Here is a 22,454-nt window from a genome sequence, read left to right on the forward strand (position 1 = left end):
GATCACCGTAGTTAGCTTCGATACATATTCATGCCCGAGATTCTGTCTGCCGGCGAGCTGGACGAGTAGTGGAGTACGCGGAATGAGCGAGTCCGAGAACTTGGTTTCCGAAACCGGCAGTGCGTCGGGCGAAGAGCGGAGCACCCCGGGGCAAAGCGCGCCGGCGCAGAGTGCCCTGACGCGCCGGCTGACGGCGCTAGAGCCGGCCGATCAGCTGCGTGCCGCACTCGCCCTGGTCGTCGAGCACGCCCGTGCGGCCCTGCGGCATGCCGGGAAGGAGGTGCCTGCGGTCGACGCCGAACGCCCCTTCATGGAGCTGGGCTTCGACTCGCTGGCCGCCGTCGACCTGCACGCCCGTCTCGCCGCGGCGACCGGCCTCGACCTGCCGGTCACCCTCGCCTTCGACCATCCCACCCCGAGCGCCCTCGCGTCCTTCCTGCGCGGCCGGGCGCTCGGCCTGACGGACGAGGTCGTCGCCCCCGAGCGGTCGGCGGCGGACGACGAGGACCCGATCGCGCTGATCGGCATCGGCTGCCGTTACCCGGCGGGCATCTCGTCCCCCGAGGACCTGTGGCGCCTGGTGCGGGACAACGGCGAGGTACTCGCGGGCTTCCCCACCGACCGCGGCTGGGACATCGAGGGCATGTACGACCCCGACCCCGGCGTCCTCGGCAAGAGCTACGTGCGCGAAGGTGGATTCCTCGACGAGGCGACCCTCTTCGACGCGGACTTCTTCGGCATCAGCCCGCGCGAGGCGCTCGCCATGGACCCGCAGCAGCGCGTGGTCCTGGAAACGGCCTGGGAAGCACTGGAGCGCACCGGCATCGACCCGGCCACCCTGCGCGGCGGCCGTACCGGCGTCTTCATCGGCGCCGAGGTGCACGAGTACGGTACGAGCGTCCTGGACGCCCCCGAGGGCCTCGACGGTTACCTGATGACCGGCAACGCGCCCAGCGCCATCTCGGGTCGGCTGTCCTACTTGATGGGCTTCGAAGGCCCCGCCATCACCCTGGACACCGCCTGCTCGGGCTCCCTGGTCTCCATGCATCTCGCGGCGAACTCCCTTCGCCAGGGCGAGAGTTCGCTCGCGCTGGCCGGCGGCGTCACCGTCATGGGCAGCCCCGGCATGTTCAGCGCCTTCAGCCGGCAGCGCGGCCTGGCCGCCGACGCCCGCTGCAAGCCGTTCGCGGCGGCGGCCGACGGTACGGGCTTCGCCGAAGGCGTCGGAATCTTCATCCTGGAACGCCTCTCCGACGCCCGGCGCAACGGGCACCCCGTACTGGCCCTGATCCGCTCCACCGCGATCAACCAGGACGGCGCGAGCAATGGCCTCACCGCACCCAACGGCCCCTCGCAGCAGCGGCTCATCCGCCAGGCACTGGCCAACGGCGGACTCGTCCCCGCCGACATCGACGCCATGGAGGCGCACGGCACCGGTACCCGTCTCGGCGACCCCATCGAGGCGCAGGCCATCCTCGCGACGCTCGGCCAGGACCGGCCCGCCGACCGCCCGCTGCGGCTCGGCTCCGTCAAGTCCAACCTCGGGCACACCCAGGCCGCGGGCGGCGCCGCCAGCGTGATCAAGCTGGTCATGGCGATGAAGCACGAGACCCTCCCCAAGACGCTGCACGTGGACGCGCCGACCCCGCACGTGGACTGGTCCGCGGGCCGCGTCGAGCTGCTCACCGAGGCCATGCCGTGGGAACCCGCCGAAGGCAGCCCGCGCCGCGCGAGCGTCTCGGCGTTCGGCATCAGCGGCACCAACGCCCACCTCATCCTGGAGCAGGCGGCGCCGGAGGACCGGGAGCGGCCCGAACCGGCCGCCGGACCCGAACCGGCCGCCGGACCCGAACCGGCCGGTACCGTTCGGCCCTGGGTGATCTCCGCGCGCAGCCCCGAGGCGCTGCGCGGCCAGGCACGGCGGCTGCACACCTTCGTCGCGGGACCGGCGGGCTCCGACGCCTCCGTCGCCGACATCGGCCACTCGCTGGTGACCACCCGTACCGCCCACGACCACCGCGCCGTCGTCCTCGGCGAGGACCGCGAGACGCTGCTGAGCGCACTGGCCTCCGTCGCCGAGGACGTCACCGTGCCCGGCGCCTTCGACGGCCGGACCACCACAGGCCGCCTCGCCTTCCTCTTCACCGGCCAGGGCGCGCAGCGGGTGGCGATGGGCCGCGAACTGTACGACACCTTCCCGGTGTTCGCCGACGCTCTGGACAACGCCTGCGACTACCTGGACATGCAGCTCGAACTGCCCCTGCAGGACGTGCTGTTCGCCGATCCCGGCAGTGCGGAGGCGGCGCTGCTCGACCAGACCGTCTACACCCAGACCGCGTTGTTCGCCGTCGAGGTGGCGCTGTTCCGCCTCGTCGAGTCGTTCGGTGTACGGCCCGACTTCCTGGCCGGCCACTCGGTGGGCGAGATCGCCGCCGCGCACGTCGCCGGGGTCCTCTCCCTGGAGGACGCCGCCGTTCTGGTGGCGGCCCGCGGACGCCTGATGCAGGAACTGCCGTCCGGCGGAGTGATGTTCGCCGTCCGGGCCACTGAGGCGGACGTGACTCCGCTGCTGGCCGGGCGCGAGGACCGGGTCGGTCTGGCCGCCGTCAACGGCCCCGCCTCCCTGGTGATCTCCGGCGCCGGTGACGCGGTCGCCGAGGTTGTCGCCGAGCTCACCGCGCAAGGGCACAAGACCAAGCAGCTCACCGTCTCGCACGCCTTCCACTCACCGCTGATGGAGCCGATGCTCGACGAGTTCCGCAGGGTCGCCCAGGCGGTCGCCTACCGCGAACCGAAGATCGCCGTCGTCTCCAACGTCACCGGAGAGATCGCCGCCCCGGGTGAGCTGGGGGACCCGGAGTACTGGGTGCGCCACGTCCGTCAGGCGGTGCGCTTCGCCGACGGGATCCGCGCACTCGAAGCCGCCGGTGTCACGGCCTTCATCGAGCTGGGCCCCGACGGCGTACTGACCGCGATGGCCCAAGGCTGCCTCCAGGACACCGAAGGCACCCTCCTCGCACCCGTGCTGCGCAAGGACCGCAAGGAGGAGCGCGAACTCCTCGGCGCCCTGGCGCAGGCGTACGTACGCGGCCACCACGTCGACTGGGAAACCCCGTTCGCCGGCACCGGCGCCCGCTGGGTCGAGCTGCCCACGTACGCCTTCCAGCGCCGCCGCTACTGGCTGGAGTCGTCCAGCGGTACCAGGGACGTCACCGGCGTCGGCCAGCTCGGCGTCGACCACCCCTTCCTCGGCGCGGGCGTCCTGCTTCCCGACTCCGACGGCGTGGTCCTCACCGGCCGGCTGTCGCTGCTCAGCCACCCCTGGCTCGCCGATCACACGATCACGGGCCGGGTCCTGCTGCCCGGCACCGCCTTCGTCGAGATGGCGGTGCGCGCGGGGGACCAGGTCGGCTACGAGACCCTGGAGGAACTGACCCTCCAGGCACCACTGGTGCTCCCGGAGTCACGCGGCGTCGCGGTGCACGTGCTGGTCGGCGCGGTGGGCGACGACCTGCGCCGCCCGCTCGCCGTGTACTCCCGCACCGAGGGCTCCCCGGTCGACGCGCCGTGGACCCTGCACGCGAGCGGCAGCCTCGCCCCGGCAGCGGCCGCCGCGCCGACCGCCGACCTCGGCGTCTGGCCGCCGCAGGGCGCCACCGCGCTCGACGTCTCGGGCGCGTACGAGCGGATGGCGGGCCAGGGCTACGGCTACGGCCCCGTCTTCCAGGGGCTGAAGGCCGCCTGGCAGCGCGGCGACCAGGTGTTCGCCGAGATCGCGCTGCCCGCCGAAGAGCGCACCACGGCAGGCACGTTCGGGCTGCACCCCGCCCTCCTGGACGCCGCGCTACAGGCCTCGGACCTGGCCTTCACCGGTCAGGACCAGACGGACGAAGGCACCCTGCTGCCCTTCGCCTGGAACGACGTCACCCTGCACGCCGTCGGTGCGGACTCGCTGCGCGTGCAGATCACCGTCAGCAGCCGCGAGCAGTCCTCGCTGATCATCGCCGACGGTACGGGCCGTCCCGTGATGACCGTCGGTTCGATGATCGCGCGCCCCGTATCGGCCGAGCAGATCGAATCGGCGCGCGGCGGCGCACAGCCGCTGTACCGCATGCAATGGACCGAGCTGCCCGGCGCGGACCTTGCCGCCCGGGGACAGTGGGCCGTGACCGGCCCGCAGGCAGAGGCATGGGCGGCGACGCTCGGCGCCGAAGCCGTCACCCTCTCCACGGTGACCGGCGCCGACGTGGTGCTGCTGTCACCGGGCCCGGCGGGCGAGGATTTCGAGTCGGCACGGGCCGAGAGCGCCCAGGTCCTCGAAGCCCTGCAGACCTGGCTGGCCGAGGAGCGGTCCGACTCGGCGAAGCTGGTCGTGGTGACCCGCGACTCGGACCTGGCCGGCGCCGCCGTCTCCGGCCTGGTGCGCGCCGCACAGGACGAGAACCCCGGCCGCATCGTCCTGGTCGCGGTCGACGAATCCGAGCTGTCGCTGCGGGCGCTGCCCGCCGCGCTGGCGGCGGGGGAGCCGGAACTGGCGGTACGCGAAGGGGTCGTCCTGGTGCCGAGGCTGGCCACGGCGCCGGCCGCTTCCGCCCAGGCGCCGGCCTTTGACGCGAGCGGCACGGTTCTGATCACCGGCGGTACGGGCGGACTGGGCAGCCTGGTCGCCCGGCACCTCGTCGCCGTACACGGCGTACGGCACCTGCTGCTCGTCAGCCGCCGCGGTGAAGCCGCCCCCGGAGTCGACGAACTCCGCACGGAACTCGCCGAGTCGGGCGCATCGAGCGTCACCGTCGAGGCCTGCGACCTCGCCGACCGGGACCGTCTCGCCGCCCTGCTGGCCCGGGTGCCCGCCGACCGCCCGCTCACCGGGGTCGTCCACACGGCGGGCGTCGTCGACGACGGCATCCTCTCCTCTCTCACCGCCGCACGCCTGGACACCGTCCTGCGCCCGAAGGCGGAGGCGGCCTGGCATCTGCACGAGCTGACCCGTGACCTCGGGCTCACCGCGTTCGTGCTCTTCTCGTCGATGTCCGGCACCCTGGACGGCGCCGGGCAGGGCAACTACGCGGCGGCCAACGCCTTCCTCGACGGCCTCGCGATCCGCCGCCGAACCGCGGGACTGGCCGCGCACTCCCTGGTCTGGGGCCTGTGGGACAGCGGTACGGGCATGGTCAGCCGGCTCACCCGTACCGAGGTCGAGCGGCTGAACTCCTCCGGCATGGTCGGGCTCACGGCCCAGGAGAGCCTGGCCCTGTTCGACGAGGCACTCGGCGTGGACGAGCCCGTACTCGCACCGGTCAGGCTGGACCCCGCAGGTCTGCGGGCCCGCACCGACGGGGTCCCCGCACTGCTGCGCGGCCTGGTCCGCGGCACCGGCCGCCGCACCGCCCAGGCGGGCGGCCGCTCCGGGGCGTCCCCCTCGCCGATCGCCCAGCGGCTCGCCGGCCTCTCCGCCGACGACCGCACCCGCGCCCTCGTCGACCTGGTGCGCACCCATGTCGCCGAGGTCCTGCACCACGAGTCGGGCGTCGCCATCGACCCGAAGCGCGCCTTCACCGAGATCGGATTCGACTCGTTGTCGGCCGTGGAACTGCGCAACCGCCTCAACAAGGAGACCGGACTGCGGCTGCCCGCGACCCTCGTCTTCGACTACCCGACACCGCTGGCACTCGCCGACCACATCCGCGACACGGTCGTGGGGGCCGAGGCGGACGCGGCGGTACCGGAGCCCGTCACCGTGCTGTCCGACGACGAACCGATCGCGATCGTGGGCATGAGCTGCCGCTTCCCGGGCGACGTGAACTCGCCGGAGGAGCTGTGGCGGCTCCTCGCCGAGGGCGGCGACGGCATCAGCGGGTTCCCGGAGAACCGAGGCTGGGACCTCCAGGGCATCTACGACCCGGAGCCCGGCAAGCCCGGCAAGACCTACTCCAACGAGGGCGGCTTCCTGCACGACGCCGCCGACTTCGACGCCGAGTTCTTCGGCATCAGCCCGCGCGAGGCCCTGGCCACCGACCCGCAGCAGCGACTCCTCCTGGAAGCCTCGTGGGAGACCATCGAGCGGGCGGGCATCGACCCGGCCTCGCTCAAGGGCAGCAGGACCGGTGTCTTCGCCGGTGTGATGTACCACGACTACGCCTCGCGCCTCGGCGCGGTCCCGGAAGACCTGGAGACCTACCTCGGCAACGGCAGCCTCGGCAGCGTGGTCTCCGGCCGCGTGTCCTACGCGCTGGGACTCGAAGGCCCCGCGGTCTCGGTGGACACGGCGTGCTCGTCCTCCCTGGTGGCCCTGCACTGGGCGGCGAACGCGCTGCGCCGCGGCGAGTGCGACCTGGCCCTCGCAGGCGGCGTCACGGTCATGGCGACCCCGGAGACCTTCACCGACTTCGCCCGTCAGCGCGGCCTCGCCGCCGACGGCCGGATCAAGGCGTTCGCGGAGGCTGCGGACGGCACGGGCTGGGGCGAGGGTGTCGGTGTACTCCTCGTGGAGCGGCTCTCGGACGCGCGCCGGAATGGTCATCAGGTATTGGCGGTGGTACGTGGTTCCGCCGTCAACCAGGATGGTGCGAGCAACGGTTTGACGGCTCCGAACGGTCCTTCTCAGCAGCGTGTCATTCGGGCCGCGTTGGCGAGTGCCGGTCTGAAGTTTTCCGATGTGGATGTGGTGGAGGCGCACGGTACGGGTACGACGCTGGGTGACCCCATCGAGGCGCAGGCGCTGCTTGCGACGTACGGGCAGGAGCGGGCGGAGGGTCGTCCGTTGTGGCTGGGTTCGGTGAAGTCGAACCTCGGGCACACGCAGGCTGCGGCGGGTGTGGCCGGTGTCATCAAGATGGTGCAGGCGTTGCGTCACGGTGTGATGCCCAGGACGCTGCACGTCGATGCTCCGTCCTCGCATGTGGACTGGTCGGCCGGTGATGTCGAGTTGCTGACGGAGGCCAGGCCGTGGGAGCGGGTGGATGGTGTGCCCCGCCGGGCCGGTGTCTCGTCCTTCGGCATCAGTGGTACCAATGCGCACGTCATCATCGAGGAAGCTCCCCGGGAGGAGCCGGTCGAGGCCCCGGCGGAGACCGGGCAGTGGCCCTCGGGTGTCCCCGTGCCCTGGGTGCTCTCCGGCAGCACCGCAGCGGCCCTGCGCGCACAGGCGGCGCGGCTGCACGAATATGTCGTCGACGGGGACCTGTCGCCGGCCGACGTGGGCTTCTCACTGGCCTCCACGCGAGCCGTACTCGACCACCGTGCGGTGGCGCTCGGCACGGACCGTGACGCACTGCTGGCGGCCCTCGCGGCCCTGGCCGGTGGCGAGGCCGACGGCGAGCACGGCCCGGGCGCCGCGAGCTCCGATGGCCAGACCGCCTTTCTGTTCACAGGCCAGGGCGCGCAGCGCCTCGGCATGGGCCACGAACTCGCCCGAGTCTTCCCGGTGTTCGCAGCGGCGCTGGACAAGACCTACGCGCTCCTGGACACCGGACTCGACCGCCCGCTCCGGGAGGTCGTCGCCGGTGCGCAGGACGGAGACCACGACGGAGACCACGACGGTGCCCAGGAGCTGCTGAACCAGACCGCGTACACCCAGGCCGCGCTGTTCGCGGTCGAGGTGGCGCTGTTCCGCCTCGTCGAGTCGTTCGGTCTGCGGCCGGACTTCCTGGCCGGCCACTCGGTCGGCGAGATCGCCGCCGCGCACGTCTCGGGGATCCTGTCCCTGGAGGACGCGTGCCGGCTGGTCTCCGCGCGGGGCCGGCTGATGCAGGCCCTGCCCGCCGGCGGAGTGATGGTGGCTGTGCGGGCCACCGAGGCGGACGTACTTCCCCTGCTGGACGGCCGCGAGGACCGGGTCGGCATCGCTGCCGTCAACGGGCCGCGGTCCGTGGTGATCTCGGGGGAGCAGGCCGCGGTCGCCGCCGTGGTCGCCGAGCTGGAGGACGCGGGGTTCGCCGCGAAGCAGCTGAACGTTTCGCACGCGTTCCACTCGCCGCTGATGGACCCGATGCTGGACGAGTTCCGCCACGTGGTCCAGGGGCTCGAATTCGGTGAGCCGCGCATCGCCGTGGTGTCCAACGTGACCGGACAGGTCGCGGACGCGGGGGAGTTGGCCGACCCGGAGTACTGGGTGCGCCACGTCCGTCAGGCGGTGCGCTTCGCCGACGGCATCCGCGCACTGGAAGCCGCGGGCGTCACGACCTTCGTCGAGCTGGGCCCCGACGGGGTACTCTCCGCGATGGCCCAGGCCTCACTGGCGGACACCGCGCTCCTGGTCCCGGTCCTGCGCAAGGACCGCGACGAGGCGAGCACCCTGCTGACCGCACTGGCCAGGGCCTTCGAAGCCGGCACCGACGTGAACTGGCAGGCGCTGTACGCCGAATCGGGTGCACATCGCATCGACCTGCCCACGTACGCCTTCCAGCGCGAGCGCTACTGGCTCGACGCGGTCGCCGCGGCGGGCGACGCGTCGACCCTCGGGCAGGTCGCCACCACGCACCCGTTCTTGGGTGCTGCGGTCGAACTGCCCGACTCCGAGGCCTACTTGCTCACCGGCCGCGTCGGTCTCGACACCCAGCCCTGGCTGGCCGACCACGCCGTCGCGGGCGCGGTCCTGCTGCCCGGTACGGCCTTCGTCGACATGGCGATCCGGGCCGGCACGTACACCGGCCACGGCTTCCTGGAGGAACTCACCCTCCAGGCGCCGCTGGTCCTCACCGAGCGCGGCGGGGCCCAGATACGGGTCAGCGTCGGCGACCCGGACGAGACCGGCCGGCTGCCCCTCTCCGTGTACTCGCGAAACGAGGACCCGGCCGGCGAGCGGCCGTGGCTGCTGCACGCCACCGGCACCCTCACCGACGCGCCGCCCACGGAGTCCGCCGGGTTCGGTGTGTGGCCGCCCAAGGGCGCCACGGCCGTCGGACTGGAGGACCTCTACGCCCGACTCGCCACCGACGGGCTCCAGTACGGCACCGTGTTCCAGGGCCTCAAGGCCGCCTGGCGACGCGGCTCCGAGGTGTTCGCCGAGGTGGCGCTCCCCGAGGAGGCGCACGGCGACGCCGCCGCGTTCGGCCTGCACCCGGCGCTCCTCGACGCCGCCCTGCACGCCACCGAACTGCTCGACAACTCCCCGCGCGACAAGAAGGGCGCCTCGCTGCCCTTCGCCTGGTCCGGCGTATCGCTGCTCACCCCCGGCGTCACCTCGCTGCGGGTCCGCGTCACCTCGCCGGCCCCCGACGAGTCGTCCCTGACGATCGCCGACAGTGCGGGCCTGCCCGTGATGACGGTCGCTTCCATGGCGGCCAGGCCGGTGTCGGTCGAGCAGATCGAGGCCGCACGCGGTGGCGGGACACAGCCGCCGTACCGTCTGGAGTGGACCGAGCACCCCCTCGACACCGCTCCCGCCGCGGGGCGCTGGGTCGTGGTCGGCACGCAGGCGCAGGACTGGGCCTCGGCGCCGGCCGTCACGACGGCCACCGACCTGGGCGCGGTGACGGCCGCCGATGTGGTGCTGCTGCCCGCCGGTTCGGCCGCGAGCGGTTTCCAGGCCGTACGGGCCGAGACCGGCCGGGTCCTGGAAGTGCTCCAGACCTGGCTGGCCGAGGAGCGGTTCGAGTCCGCGAAGCTGGCCGTCGTGACCACCCGCGCGGTGTCCGCCGACGGCTCGGGCACCGCCGACCTGGCCGGCGCCTCCGTCCGGGGCCTGGTGCGTTCGGCGCAGCTGGAGAACCCCGACCGGATCGTCCTGGTCGACCTCGACGAATCCGAGCTGTCGCTGCGGGCGCTGCCCGCCGCACTGGCGACGGGCGAGCCCGAGCTGGCACTGCGCGAAGGCGCGTTCCTCGTCCCCCGGCTGGCCGCGACAACCGCCGCCGACGCGGTGGAGTTCGACGCGGACGGAACGGTCCTGATCACCGGCGGTACGGGCGGCCTGGGCAGCCTGGTCGCCCGGCACCTCGTCGCCGCGCACGGCGTACAGCACCTGCTGCTCGTCAGCCGTCGCGGTGAAGCAGCCCCCGGCGTCGACGAACTCCGTGAGGAACTCGCCGACTCGGGTGCCAAGAGCATCACCGTCGCGGCGTGCGACACCGGAGACCGCGACGCCCTCGCCGCGCTCCTGAAGGGAGTCCCGGCCGAGCATCCGCTCACCGGCATCGTGCACACCGCCGGAGTGGTTGACGACGGAACGATCCCGGCTCTCACCGCCGGACGGCTGGACACCGTACTGCGGCCCAAGGCGGACGCGGCCTGGCATCTGCACGAGCTGACCGCCGACCTGGACCTGAGCGCCTTTGTCCTGTTCTCCTCGGTCGCGGGCACCCTGGACGGCGCCGGGCAGGGCAACTACGCCGCCGCCAACGCCTTCCTCGACGCCCTCGCACGACAGCGCAGAGAAGCGGGCCTGGCCGGGCTCTCGCTGGCCTGGGGCCTGTGGGACAGCGGTACGGGCATGGGCAGCCGCCTCACCCGCACCGACGTCCAGCGCCTCAACTCCGGCGGCCTCGTGGGGCTTTCCGCCGAGGACAGCCTGGCTCTGCTCGACGCTGCGTTGGGCTCGGACGAACCGTTCCTGGTGCCGGTCCGGCTGGACCCGGCAGCGCTGCGGGCCCGCCCCGACGGCGTCCCCGCCCTGTTGCGCGGCCTGGTCGCCGCGCCCGCCGCCCGGGCACCCCGGGCCGTGCAGGCCACGGCCGGACCGGTGGCCGGGGAGACGCTGGAGGAGCAGTTGGCCGGACTCTCCCAGGACGAACAGCTGCGTCTGCTGCAGAGCTTGATCTGCGCCCATGTCGCCGCCGTACTCGGCCACTCCTCCGCCGCCCTGGTGGATCCGGCCCGCTCGTTCCAGGAAGTGGGCTTCGACTCGCTCACCGCCATCGAGCTCCGCAACCGGCTCAACAAGGCGACGGGGCAGCGGCTGCCGGCGACGCTCATCTTCGACTACCCGAGCCCCGTGGCCCTGTCGAAGCACCTCTTGGAGGAACTGCTCCCGGACAACGCCGCGGCCCTGACGGAGGTCACCGACGAGGAGGCCTTCCGCAGGAGGCTCGCCGCGATCCCGCTCGTCCGGATCAGCGAGGCCGGGCTGCTGGACGCGCTGATCGCGCTGGTCGGCACGGACGAGGCGGTCGCCACCGGGCCGCAGGAGGACCAGAGCGACACGATCATGGCGATGGACATCGAGGCCCTCATGGCCGAGGCCGCCAAGCGCAGCGACTCCGAGTGACTACTGAGGAATTCGGTGACCGAGGAATTCGAATGGCCGGGGAATGCGATGACTGGGGAATCCGAGTGACTGAGGAAGGCGAAAAGTAGCCGTGGGTACTTCTGTCGAGCAGATAGCAGAGGCGTTGCGCACGTCTCTCCTGGAGAACGAACGGTTGCGCCAGCGCCATGACCAGGCCGTTGCTGCCGCCAACGAGCCGATCGCCATCGTCGGCATGAGCTGCCGATTTCCCGGCGGTGTGGAGAACCCCGAGGACCTGTGGAACCTGGTCGCGGAGGGCCGGGACGCCATCACCGGCTTCCCGGACGACCGCGGCTGGGACCTCGCCGGAATCTTCGACGAGGACGCGTCGCGCTCCGGCAAGACCTACGCGAAGGAGGGCGGGTTCCTGCACGAAGCACCGCTGTTCGACGCGTCCTTCTTCAGCATGAGCCCGCACGAGGCGTCCGCCACCGACCCCCAGCAGCGGGCCGTCCTGGAGGCGTCGTGGGAGGCGTTCGAGAACGCCGGAATCGATCTGCGCACCCTGCGCGGCAGCCTCACCTCCGCGTTCGTCGGAGTGATGGCCGCGGACTACCACGCCAAGCCGGGCACGGTCGCCGAGGGTGCGGAGGGCTTCCTCGTCGTCGGCACCGACAGCAGCGTGGTCTCGGGCCGTGTCTCGTACTCCCTCGGTCTCGAGGGTCAGGCGGTGTCGATCGACACCGCCTGCTCGTCCTCCCTGGTGGCGCTGCACCTGGCGAGCCAGTCGCTGCGCCAGGGCACTTCCACGCTCGCCCTGGCCGGCGGCGTGACCGTGATGTCGACACCGCGCACCTTCGTGGAGTTCAGCAGACAGCGCGGCCTCGCTCCGGACGGCCGCTGCAAGTCCTTCGCGGAGTCCGCGGACGGCACCGGCTGGGCCGAGGGCGTCGGCATGCTCGTACTGGAGCGGCTCTCCGACGCGCGCAGGAACGGCCACCGAGTACTTGCCGTCGTACGCGGCTCCGCCCTCAACCAGGACGGCGCGAGCAATGGCCTGACCGCGCCCAACGGTCCCGCGCAGCAGCGCGTCATCCGGGCGGCCCTGGCCAACGCCCGGCTTTCCGCCGCCGAGGTCGACGCGGTGGAGGCGCACGGCACCGGCACCCGGCTCGGCGACCCCATCGAGGCGCAGGCACTCCTGGCGACGTACGGCCAGGAGCGCCCCGCAGGCCGCCCGCTGCGGCTGGGCTCCATCAAGTCCAACATGGGCCACACCCAGGCCGCCGCCGGAGCCGCGGGCATCATCAAAATGGTGCAGGCCATGCGGCACGGCGTACTGCCCAGGACACTGCACGTGGACGCGCCGAGCTCCCAGGTGGACTGGGCGGCGGGCGAGGTCGAGCTGCTCACCGAGGCGCTGCCCTGGGACAGGGTCGACGGTGCGCCGCGCCGCGCGGGCATCTCGTCCTTCGGCATCAGCGGTACCAACGCCCACGTCATCATCGAGGAGGCGCCGCCCACCGACCCGGTGGTGGACGCCCCCGCGGAGCCGACCGGCACCGTTGTGCCCCACCTCCTGTCGGCCGCGAGCGAACCCGCGCTGCGCGCCCAGGCACAGCGCCTCCTGCGCCGCATCGAGGGCGACGCGCCGCCCCGCCCGCTGGACGTGGCGTACTCGCTGGCGACCTCACGCACCCCCCTGGAGCACCGCGCGGCACTGACCGCGTCCGACCGGGAGGGCACACTGGCTGCGCTGCGCGCGCTCGCCGCCGGTGAACCCGCCGCCGGTCTGGTCCGCGGCGCGGCAACAGGTGAGCCCCGTACGGCGCTTGTGCTCCCGGGAGACACGACACGCTGGCACGACACCGCAGTCGCATTGTTCGACACCTCACCGGCCTTCACGGAGACCTTCCGTGAGAGCGCCGGCGCGCTGCGCGCCCACACGGACTGGGACCTGCTCGCCGTGGTCCGCGACGAGCCGGGCGCCCCGGCGCCGGAGCGCCCGGACGTGGCGCGGGCCGGCCTGTTCGCCGTGCTGGTCTCGCTCGCGGCCCTGTGGCGCGCGTACGGAGTCCGGCCCGCCGCCGTACTCGGGCAGGGCAGCGGCGAGATCGCCGCGGCCCAGGTCGCCGGGGCGCTGTCCCTGACCGACGCGGCCCGCGTCGCAGCCGGCACCCCCACGGGCGTCGATCCCCGACCGACACGCATCCCCCTGTACTCGGCGGCGACCGGCGCGGCCCTGGACGGCTCGGCACTCGACGCCGCGTACTGGACAGCGGACCGGGACGACGCCAGGGACGACAAAGACACGGACGCGGTGGCCCGCGCCCTCCTGGAGACCGGCCACACGGTCTTCCTCGCGGCCGGCGCCCACCCGGCGCTCACGGACAGCATCCGCAACGCCGCACCCGAGGCGGGCGCACCCGCCGTGGTCATCGACGGCCCCGGAGCGCGCGACAACGGTCCCGGGGCGCTCGCCGAAGCGCTCGGCGAGGCCCATGTGCACGGCGTCCCGGTGGACTGGGCGGCCTTCTTCGAGGGCCGGGGCGCCCGTCGCGTCGATCTGCCCACGTACGCCTTCCAGCGCAAGCGGCACTGGCCCGAAGCCCTTCTGGAGACGGGCAACGCCGCCTCGCTGGGCCTGAGTGCCGCGGACCACCCCCTGCTCGGCGCGGCGATCGCCCTGGCCCACGCCGACGAAGCGGTGCTCACCGGCCGCGTCGGTCTCGACACCCAGCCCTGGCTGGCCGACCACGCAGCCGGCGGCACGGTCCTGCTGCCCGGCACCGCGTTTGTCGAGATGGCGATACGAGCGGGCGACCAGGTCGGCTGCGGCCGGCTCGACGATCTGACGCTGACCGCGCCGCTGGTGCTCCCCGAGCGCGGCGGCGTCCAGGTCCAGGTGTCGGTCGGCGCACCCGGTGACGACGGCAGGCGCCCGGTCCACGTGTACGCGCGCCCGGACGACCGGAGCGCGGACGGCGCCCCGGACGCGCCCTGGACCGTGCACGCCGCGGGCAGCCTCGTGCCCGAGCAGCACGCGGCCGCGTTCGACCTGACGGCGTGGCCGCCGAAGGGCGCCACCGCCGTCGACGTGTCCGGCGAGTACGCACGGATGGCTCAGGAGGGCTACGGCTACGGGCCCGTCTTCCAGGGCCTGCGCGCCGCGTGGAAGCGCGGCGACGACGTCTTCGCCGAGATCGCGCTGCCCGAGGACGCACAGGACCAGGCGGGCCGCTTCGGCCTGCACCCCGCGCTCCTCGACGCGGCCCTGCACGCCGCCGGACTCGGTGACCGCGCCGCGACGGACCCGGGGGAGGGGAGCATCCGGCTGCCCTTCGCCTGGAGCGGGGTGTCCCTGTACGCGACGGGTGCCACCGCGCTGCGGGTGCGCCTCACTCCCGACGGCCAGGAAGCCGTGTCGCTGGAGATCGCCGACGCCACCGGCGCTCCCGTCGCGTCCGTGGAGTCCCTGGCACTGCGCACCATCACCGCCGAACAACTCGCTGCCGCCTCGACCGCGACCCACGACGCCCTGTTCCGGCTGGACTGGATTCCGGCCGTGAGCAGCGGACCGGTCCGGGACACCGGCCGCTGGGCCGTACTCGGCGACGACACCGACGGCCTCGTCGAGGCGCTGCGCGCGGCGGGCGGACGGGCCGAGCACCACGCGGACCTGGCCGCACTGGCCGCCGCGGCGGGCACGCCTGCGGACGTGGTCGTGCTCGCCGCGGGCACCACCGGCACCCGTCCCGCGGCCACCACGGACACCCACCCCGACGCCGTGCGCGGTGAGGTGCTGCGGGTCCTCCAGTTCCTCCAAGCCTGGTTGTCGGACGAGCGGTTCGCCTCGGCGACGCTGGCCGTCGTCACCCGGCAGGGAGACCTGGCGGGCGCCGCCGTGACCGGCCTGGTGCGCTCGGCGCAGGAGGAGAATCCGGGCAGGATCGTCCTGGTCCATGTGGACGCCCTTCCCGGGCAACTGCCCGCGGTTCGCGCCGCCGTTGCCTCCGGCGAGCCCGAAACGGCCGTCCGCGCGGGCGCCGTCCTCGTGCCGTGCTTGGCCCGCGTCCCCCAACTCCCCGTCCCCACGCCGGACTCGGCGCCGGTCTGGGACGCGGAAGGCACCGTCCTGATCACCGGTGCGACCGGCGGCCTGGGCGCGCTCCTCGCCCGCCACCTGGTCGCTGTACACGGCGTACGGCACCTGCTGCTCGTCAGCCGGCGGGGGGAGAACGCCCCGGGGGCCGCCGAACTCCGCGCGGAACTGGCCGAGGCGGGTGCCGACAGCGTCACCTTCGCCACCTGCGACGTCACCGACCGGGCCGCGCTGGCGGAACTGCTGGAGGCCGTCCCCGCCGGACACGCGCTGACCGGCGTCGTGCACGCGGCCGGTGTCCTCGACGACGGTACGATCCCCGCCCTCACCCCGGAACGCCTCGACACCGTCCTGCGGCCCAAGATCGACGCGGCCTGGCACCTGCACGAGCTGACCCGCGAACTGAACCTGAGCGCCTTTGTCCTGTTCTCCTCCGTGGCGGGCACTCTGGACGGTGCAGGTCAGGGCAACTATGCGGCGGCCAACGCCTACTTGGACGCCCTCGCGGCAGACCGCCGTTCCCAGGGCCTTGCCGCGGTCTCGCTGGCCTGGGGCCTGTGGGACGGCGGTACGGGCATGGGCAGCCGCCTCACCCGGACCGACCTCGATCGGATGGCCGAGGCGGGCGTCCTCGCCCTCTCACCTGACGAAGGCACCGGGCTCTTCGACGCCGCGCTGGCCGCCGACGAGGCCGTACTGCTGCCCGCGCGCTGGGACTTCGCCGCCCTGCAGCGCGCCTCCGGACAGTCCCCGGCCATGCTGCGCGGCCTGGTCCACACCCCGGCACGCCGTGCGGCGTCCGGCGGCCCGGCCGCGGGCACCGGCACGCTCCAGGAGCGGTTGGCGCGGATGCCGGACGAGGAGCGCGACGTATACCTGCTCGACCTGGTACGCACCCAGGTCGCGGGCGTTCTCGGCCACGACGCCAAGGACTCCGTGGAGCCACAACGCGCTTTCAAGGAACTGGGCTTCGACTCGCTCTCCGCGGTCGGGCTGCGCAATCGGCTCCAGAAGGAGACCGGACTGCGGCTGCCCGCGACCCTCGTCTTCGACTACCCCGCGTCCGACGTCCTCGCCCGGTTCCTGAAGACCGAACTCGTCGGGGGCGAGGAGAGCGCCGTCGAGGCCTCCGCCGCCGGGGCCGGCCCGGCCGCGGCCCTCTCGTACGACGAACCGATCGCGATCGTGGGCATGAGCTGCCGCTTCCCGGGCGACGTGCAGTCGCCGGAGAACCTGTGGGACCTGCTCGCCGCCGGGCGCGACGGCATCACCGACTTCCCCACCGACCGCGGCTGGGACACCGAAGGGCTCTACGATCCGGAGCCCGGCAAGATCGGCAAGACCCTCACCAGATCCGGCGGCTTCCTGCACGACGCCGCCGACTTCGACGCCGAGTTCTTCGGCATCAGCCCGCGCGAGGCCCTGGCCACCGACCCGCAGCAGCGACTGCTCCTGGAAGCCTCGTGGGAAGCCATCGAGCGGGCGGGCATCGACCCGGCCTCGCTCAAGGGCAGCAGGACCGGTGTCTTCGCCGGTGTGATGTACCACGACTACGCCTCGCGCCTCGGCGCGGTCCCCGACGACGTCAGCGGATACCTGGGCAACGGCACGCTCGGCAGCGTGGTTTCCGGCCGCGTGTCCTACGCGCTGGGACTCGAAGGCCCCGCGGTCTCGGTGGACACGGCGTGCTCGTCCTCCCTGGTGGCCCTGCACTGGGCCATCCAGGCGCTGCGCCAGGGCGAGTGCAGCCTCGCGCTCGCCGGTGGCGTGACCGTGATGGCCACCCCCGAGACGTTCGTGGACTTCACCCGTCAGCGCGGCCTCGCCGCCGACGGCCGCTGCAAGCCGTTCGCGGAGGCTGCGGACGGCACGGGCTGGGGCGAGGGTGTCGGTGTACTCCTCGTGGAGCGGCTCTCGGACGCGCGCAGGAATGGTCATCAGGTATTGGCGGTGGTACGTGGTTCCGCCGTCAACCAGGACGGTGCGAGCAACGGTTTGACGGCTCCGAACGGTCCTTCTCAGCAGCGTGTCATTCGGGCCGCGTTGGCGAGTGCCGGTCTGAGGTTCTCCGATGTGGATGTGGTGGAGGCGCACGGTACGGGTACGACGCTGGGTGACCCCATCGAGGCGCAGGCGCTGCTTGCGACGTACGGGCAGGAGCGGGCGGAGGGTCGTCCGTTGTGGCTGGGTTCGGTGAAGTCGAACCTCGGGCACACGCAGGCTGCGGCGGGTGTGGCCGGTGTCATCAAGATGGTGCAGGCGTTGCGTCACGGTGTGATGCCCAGGACGCTGCACGTCGATGCTCCGTCCTCGCATGTGGACTGGTCGGCCGGTGATGTCGAGTTGCTGACGGAGGCCAGGCCGTGGGAGCGGGTGGACGGTGTGCCCCGCCGGGCCGGTGTCTCGTCCTTCGGCATCAGTGGTACCAATGCGCACGTCATCATCGAGGAAGCTCCCCGGGAGGAGTCGGTCGAGGCTCCGGCGGAGACCGGGCAGTGGCCCTCGGGTGTCCCCGTGCCCTGGGTGCTCTCCGGCAGCACCGCAGCGGCCCTGCGCGCACAGGCGGCGCGGCTGCACGCGTTCGCGACCGCCCACCCGGACCTGGGCCTCGCCGATGTCGCCCACGCGGCCCTGACGACTCGTACCTCGCACACGCGCCGCGCCGTTGTCCTCGCGGACAGTCGGGAGGTGTTCCTGAACGGCCTCGCTTCCCTCGCCGACGGCGCGACGGCGCCCGATGTGGTCACGGGCCGCGCCGGAACCGGCCGGTTCGCGTTCCTGTTCACCGGCCAGGGCAGCCAACGTGCCGGTATGGGCCGTGAACTCGCCGCCCAGTACCCGGTGTTCGCGCAGGCGCTGGACGCGGTGTGCGATCAGTTCACGGGTCGGCTCGAACGCCCGCTGCGGGACGTGATCCTCGGTGACCAGGGCGGTGACCAGGGCGGTGACCAGGGTCTGCTGAACCAGACCGCGTACACCCAGGCCGCGCTGTTCGCGGTCGAGGTGGCGCTGTTCCGCCTCGTCGAGTCGTTCGGTCTGCGGCCGGACTTCCTGGCCGGCCACTCGGTCGGCGAGATCGCCGCCGCGCACGTCTCCGGGGTTCTCTCCTTGGAGGATGCCGGCACCCTGGTGGCGGCCCGCGGCCGTCTGATGCAGGCCCTGCCCGCCGGCGGAGTGATGCTCGCCGTACGAGCCGCCGAAGCCGACGTGCTTCCGCTGCTCACCGGCCGGGAGAGCCGGGTCGGCATCGCAGCTGTCAACGGACCGCGTTCCGTGGTGATTTCGGGTTCCGAAGCGGCCGTGTACGACATCGCGACAAAACTTGCCGACCGGGGGATCGCGGCCAAGCGGCTGGCGGTCTCGCACGCCTTCCACTCGCCGTTGATGGACCCGATGCTGGAGGAGTTCCGGCAGGTGGTGCGGCAGATCGAATTCGCCGAGCCGCGCATCGCCGTGGTCTCGAACCTGACCGGGCGGATCGCCGGGGCGGGAGAGCTGTCGGACCCGGAGTACTGGGTGCGGCACGTCCGCAGCCCCGTGCGTTTCGCCGACGGCATCCGCGCGCTCGAAGCCGCGGGCGTCTCGACCTTCGTCGAGCTGGGCCCCGACGGCATCCTGTCCGCGATGGCCGAGTCGACCCTGGAGAACCCGGAAGCGGCCCTTCTCGTACCGGCCCTGCGCAAGGACCGCCCGGAGATCCGCACACTGCTCGCGGCCGTCGCCGCGGCGTACGTCCGGGGCCAGGAGCTGGACGCCCCGGCTCTGTTGGCGGGCGCGGGCACCCGCCGGGTGGATCTGCCGACGTACGCCTTCCAGCGCGAGCGCTACTGGCTGGACTCGGCACCCGTGCTCGGTGACGTTTCCGCACTGGGTCTTGACCCGACCACGCACCCTTTGCTGAGCGCGGCCGTCGAACTGCCCGAATCCGGCGGGGTGGTGCTCACCGGACGGCTGTCCCTGGACACCCATCCGTGGCTCGCCGACCACATGGTGGCCGGTACGGTCCTGCTGCCCGGTACCGCGTTCGTCGAGATGGCGATACGGGCGGGCGACCAGGCCGGCAGTGGCAGACTGGACGAGCTGACGCTGACCGCGCCGCTGGCGCTGCCCGAACGGGGCGGCGTCCAGGTCCAGGTTTCGGTCGGTGCTCCAGGTGACACGGGAGCGCGGCCGGTACAGGTGTACTCGCGGCCGGACGGCGAGTCCACGGACGGCGGCGCGGATGCCGAGTGGACGGTCCACGCGACCGGCACACTCCTGCCGGAGCAGCCCACCGGGCAGCCCACCAGGCAATCCACGAGCGCGACCGCCGACGGGTCCGCCGAGTCCTTCGACCTGGCGGACTGGCCGCCGAAGGGGGCGGAGCGGCTCCCCGTCGAGGGTGCCTACGCGGATCTGGCCGCGCGGGGGTACGGATACGGCCCGGTGTTCCAGGGGTTGCGGGCCGCCTGGAAGCGCGGCGACGAGGTCTTCGCCGAGGTCTCCCTGCCCGAGGAGGCACACGCGGACGGCGCGGCGTTCGGCCTGCATCCCGCTCTCCTCGACGCGGCGTTGCACGCGACGCTCCTCGGCGAAGCAGACAGCACCGACGACTCCTCCGGGCCGCGGCTTCCCTTCTCCTGGAACGGCGTCACCCTGCACTCCACCGGGGCGGCGGCACTGCGGGTCCGCGTGCACACCTCCGGACCCGAGAGCATCACCGTCGATGTGGCGGACGAGACCGGCAGTCCGGTCGCCTCGGTACGTTCGCTGGTGGCCCGTGCGGTGCCGGCCGAGCAGCTCAGGGCCGGGCAGGACGCCGTGACCGGCTCGCTCTACCGGCTGAACTGGACCGAAGCCGCGACCCCCGCCCTAACTCCCGACGTCCGATGGGCCGTTCTGGGTCGAGAAGGCTCCGCCACGGCGACGGCACTCGGCGCGGGCACCCCGGTCCACGCCGACCTCGCGGCACTCCTCGCGGAACGCGCGCTGCCCGACGTGGTGGTGCTGGACGAAACGACGGCCGTCTCCACCGAGGGCCCGGTCGGCCTGGCGGACGCGGCCAGGTCCGCCGTCCGTCGGACCCTGACGGTGTTCCAGGACTGGATCGCCGAGGACAGGCTCGCCGGATCCCGGCTGGTGGTTCTCACCGAGGGCGCGGTCGCCGCATCCGACGGCGATACGGTCCCGGGCCTGGACCGGGCCCCGCTGTGGGGGCTGGTCCGCTCGGCGCAGGCCGAGTACCCGGAACGGTTCACCCTGGTTGACACCGACGGCACGGACGACTCGTACCGGGCACTGCCCGCGGCGGTGGCCCTGGCCGAGCCCGAGGTGGCGGTCCGCGGGGGCGCCCTGCTGACACCACGACTGGTCCGGGCTCCGCAACCGACCGCCGAGGGCGGGGCGCCGGGAGCCGGCTGGGACCCGGAGGGCACGGTCCTGATCACCGGCGGAACCGGCGCGTTGGGCAGCGTGGTGGCTCGACACCTGGTGTCCGAGCACGGCGTGCAGCACCTGCTGCTCGTCAGCCGCAGGGGCGAAAGCGCCCCGGGAGTCGACGAACTCTGCGCCGCGCTGGGCGATTCGGGCGCCAAGAGCGTCACCGTGGCCGCCTGCGACGTCACCGACAGGGCGGCACTGGCCACCCTGCTGAAGGGCATCCCCGAGGAGCACCCACTGACGGGCGTGCTGCACACCGCGGGCGTACTCGACGACGCCACCCTCGCGTCCCTCACCCCCGAGCGGCTGGACAGTGTCCTGCGCCCGAAGGTCGACGCGGCCGTCAACCTGCACGAACTGACCGCCGGTCGGCCCCTGTCGGCCTTCGTCCTCTTCTCCTCGCTCGCCGGCACCATGGGCAGCGCGGGGCAGGGGAACTATGCCGCGGCCAACTCCTTCCTGGACTCCCTGGCCCAGCGGCGCCGGGCGGCCGGTCTGCCCGGTGTGTCCCTGGCCTGGGGCCTGTGGGAATCCGGTGACGGCATGGGCGACACCCTGGCCGCCGTCGACCAGCAGCGGATGGCCCGCTCCGGCATCTCGGCGCTGACGGTGGCGGACGGCCTGGAGCTGTTCGACGCGGCGCTGCGTTCGGAACGGGCCACCCTGCTGCCGGTACGTCTCGACACGGCCCCGATCCGGGCCCACGCCGCGGTGGACGGGGTGCCGTCGCTGCTGCGTGACCTGGTCAGGACGCCGGCCCGACGGGGCCGCCGGGCCGGGGCGGCTGCGGAGACCGGTCGTGGGTCCAAGGCGCTGTCCCAGCAGCTCGCGGGACTGTCGGCCGAGGAGCAGCTGCGGCTGCTGGTCGCTCTGGTGCGCACTCATGTGGCGGGCGTACTCGGCCACGCGGGCCCGGACGCCATCGACGCGGACCGCGGCTTCTCGGAGCTCGGCTTCGACTCGCTGGCCGCCGTGGAGCTGCGCAACCGCCTCGGGTCGGCCTGCGGCCTGCGGCTGCCGTCGACGCTGATCTACGACCACCCGACGTCGACGGCAATGGCCGCACATCTCCACGGTGTGCTGGTGGTGGAGGAGAAGGCGCCCTCCCTGGAGGACGAACTGGCCCGCCTGGAGAGCATCCTGGGCTCGGCGGTCCCCGTCGGCGGTGAGCATGCCAGGATCGCGGCCCGACTGCGGGCCCTGACCTCCCGATGGGTCGAGAGCTCGGGCCCCGCCCCGGACGCCGAGGCCGGCGCCGCGAGTCTGGACTTCGCCTCGGCGGACGAGATCTTCGGCATCCTCGACGAGGAGCTGGGCCTCTCCGACTGATCCCACCCCACCGAAATCCCCCCACCGGTGCGCCGGGCCGAGCAAGACGGCCCGGCGCACAGCCGTGTGCGAGGCCGTGTGCGCGGCCTCGTGCGCGGCCTTGTACGAGGCGGAACGGCCCCGCGCGCAGCTGTACGCGGGGAGGCACGGACGGGTCGTGGGCCGAGGAGCGCGGCCCCCTGAGCACGGGGAGCGAGCGTACGCGCACCTACGGGCCTACAGGCCTACGGGCCTACAGGCCTACGGACCCACGCACCTGACCGACGTGCGCAACCACGGACCTGGGGACGCAGGGACCCGCGAGCCAACGGACCTACGTACCTCCACACATACGAGTGCCGGACCATGGAGGTTCGGGGGGGGGCCCGTGTGTGGGGGGGACGGGAGAAGGGGGAAGTTCTTGACGGGATACGGGGGAGGAAAACAAGAACGGAACAC

At 72.9% G+C, this 22,454-nt stretch carries 1 protein-coding gene and 1 pseudogene; both read left to right on the top strand.

The window, feature by feature from the left end; translation table 11 throughout:
* Positions 1–82 precede the first annotated feature (82 nt).
* Entirely contained in the window at positions 83–11,206 is an 11,124-nt protein-coding gene (locus tag ACZ4YL_RS12200; protein WP_468115906.1) for a type I polyketide synthase, read from the top strand.
* Positions 11,207–11,318: 112 nt separating this feature from the next.
* Positions 11,319–22,016, top strand: a pseudogene (locus tag ACZ4YL_RS12205) (type I polyketide synthase); the annotation flags it as partial.
* Between the last annotated feature and the right edge of the window lie 438 nt (positions 22,017–22,454).

Source organism: Streptomyces sp. NPDC030021, from assembly GCF_055574035.1.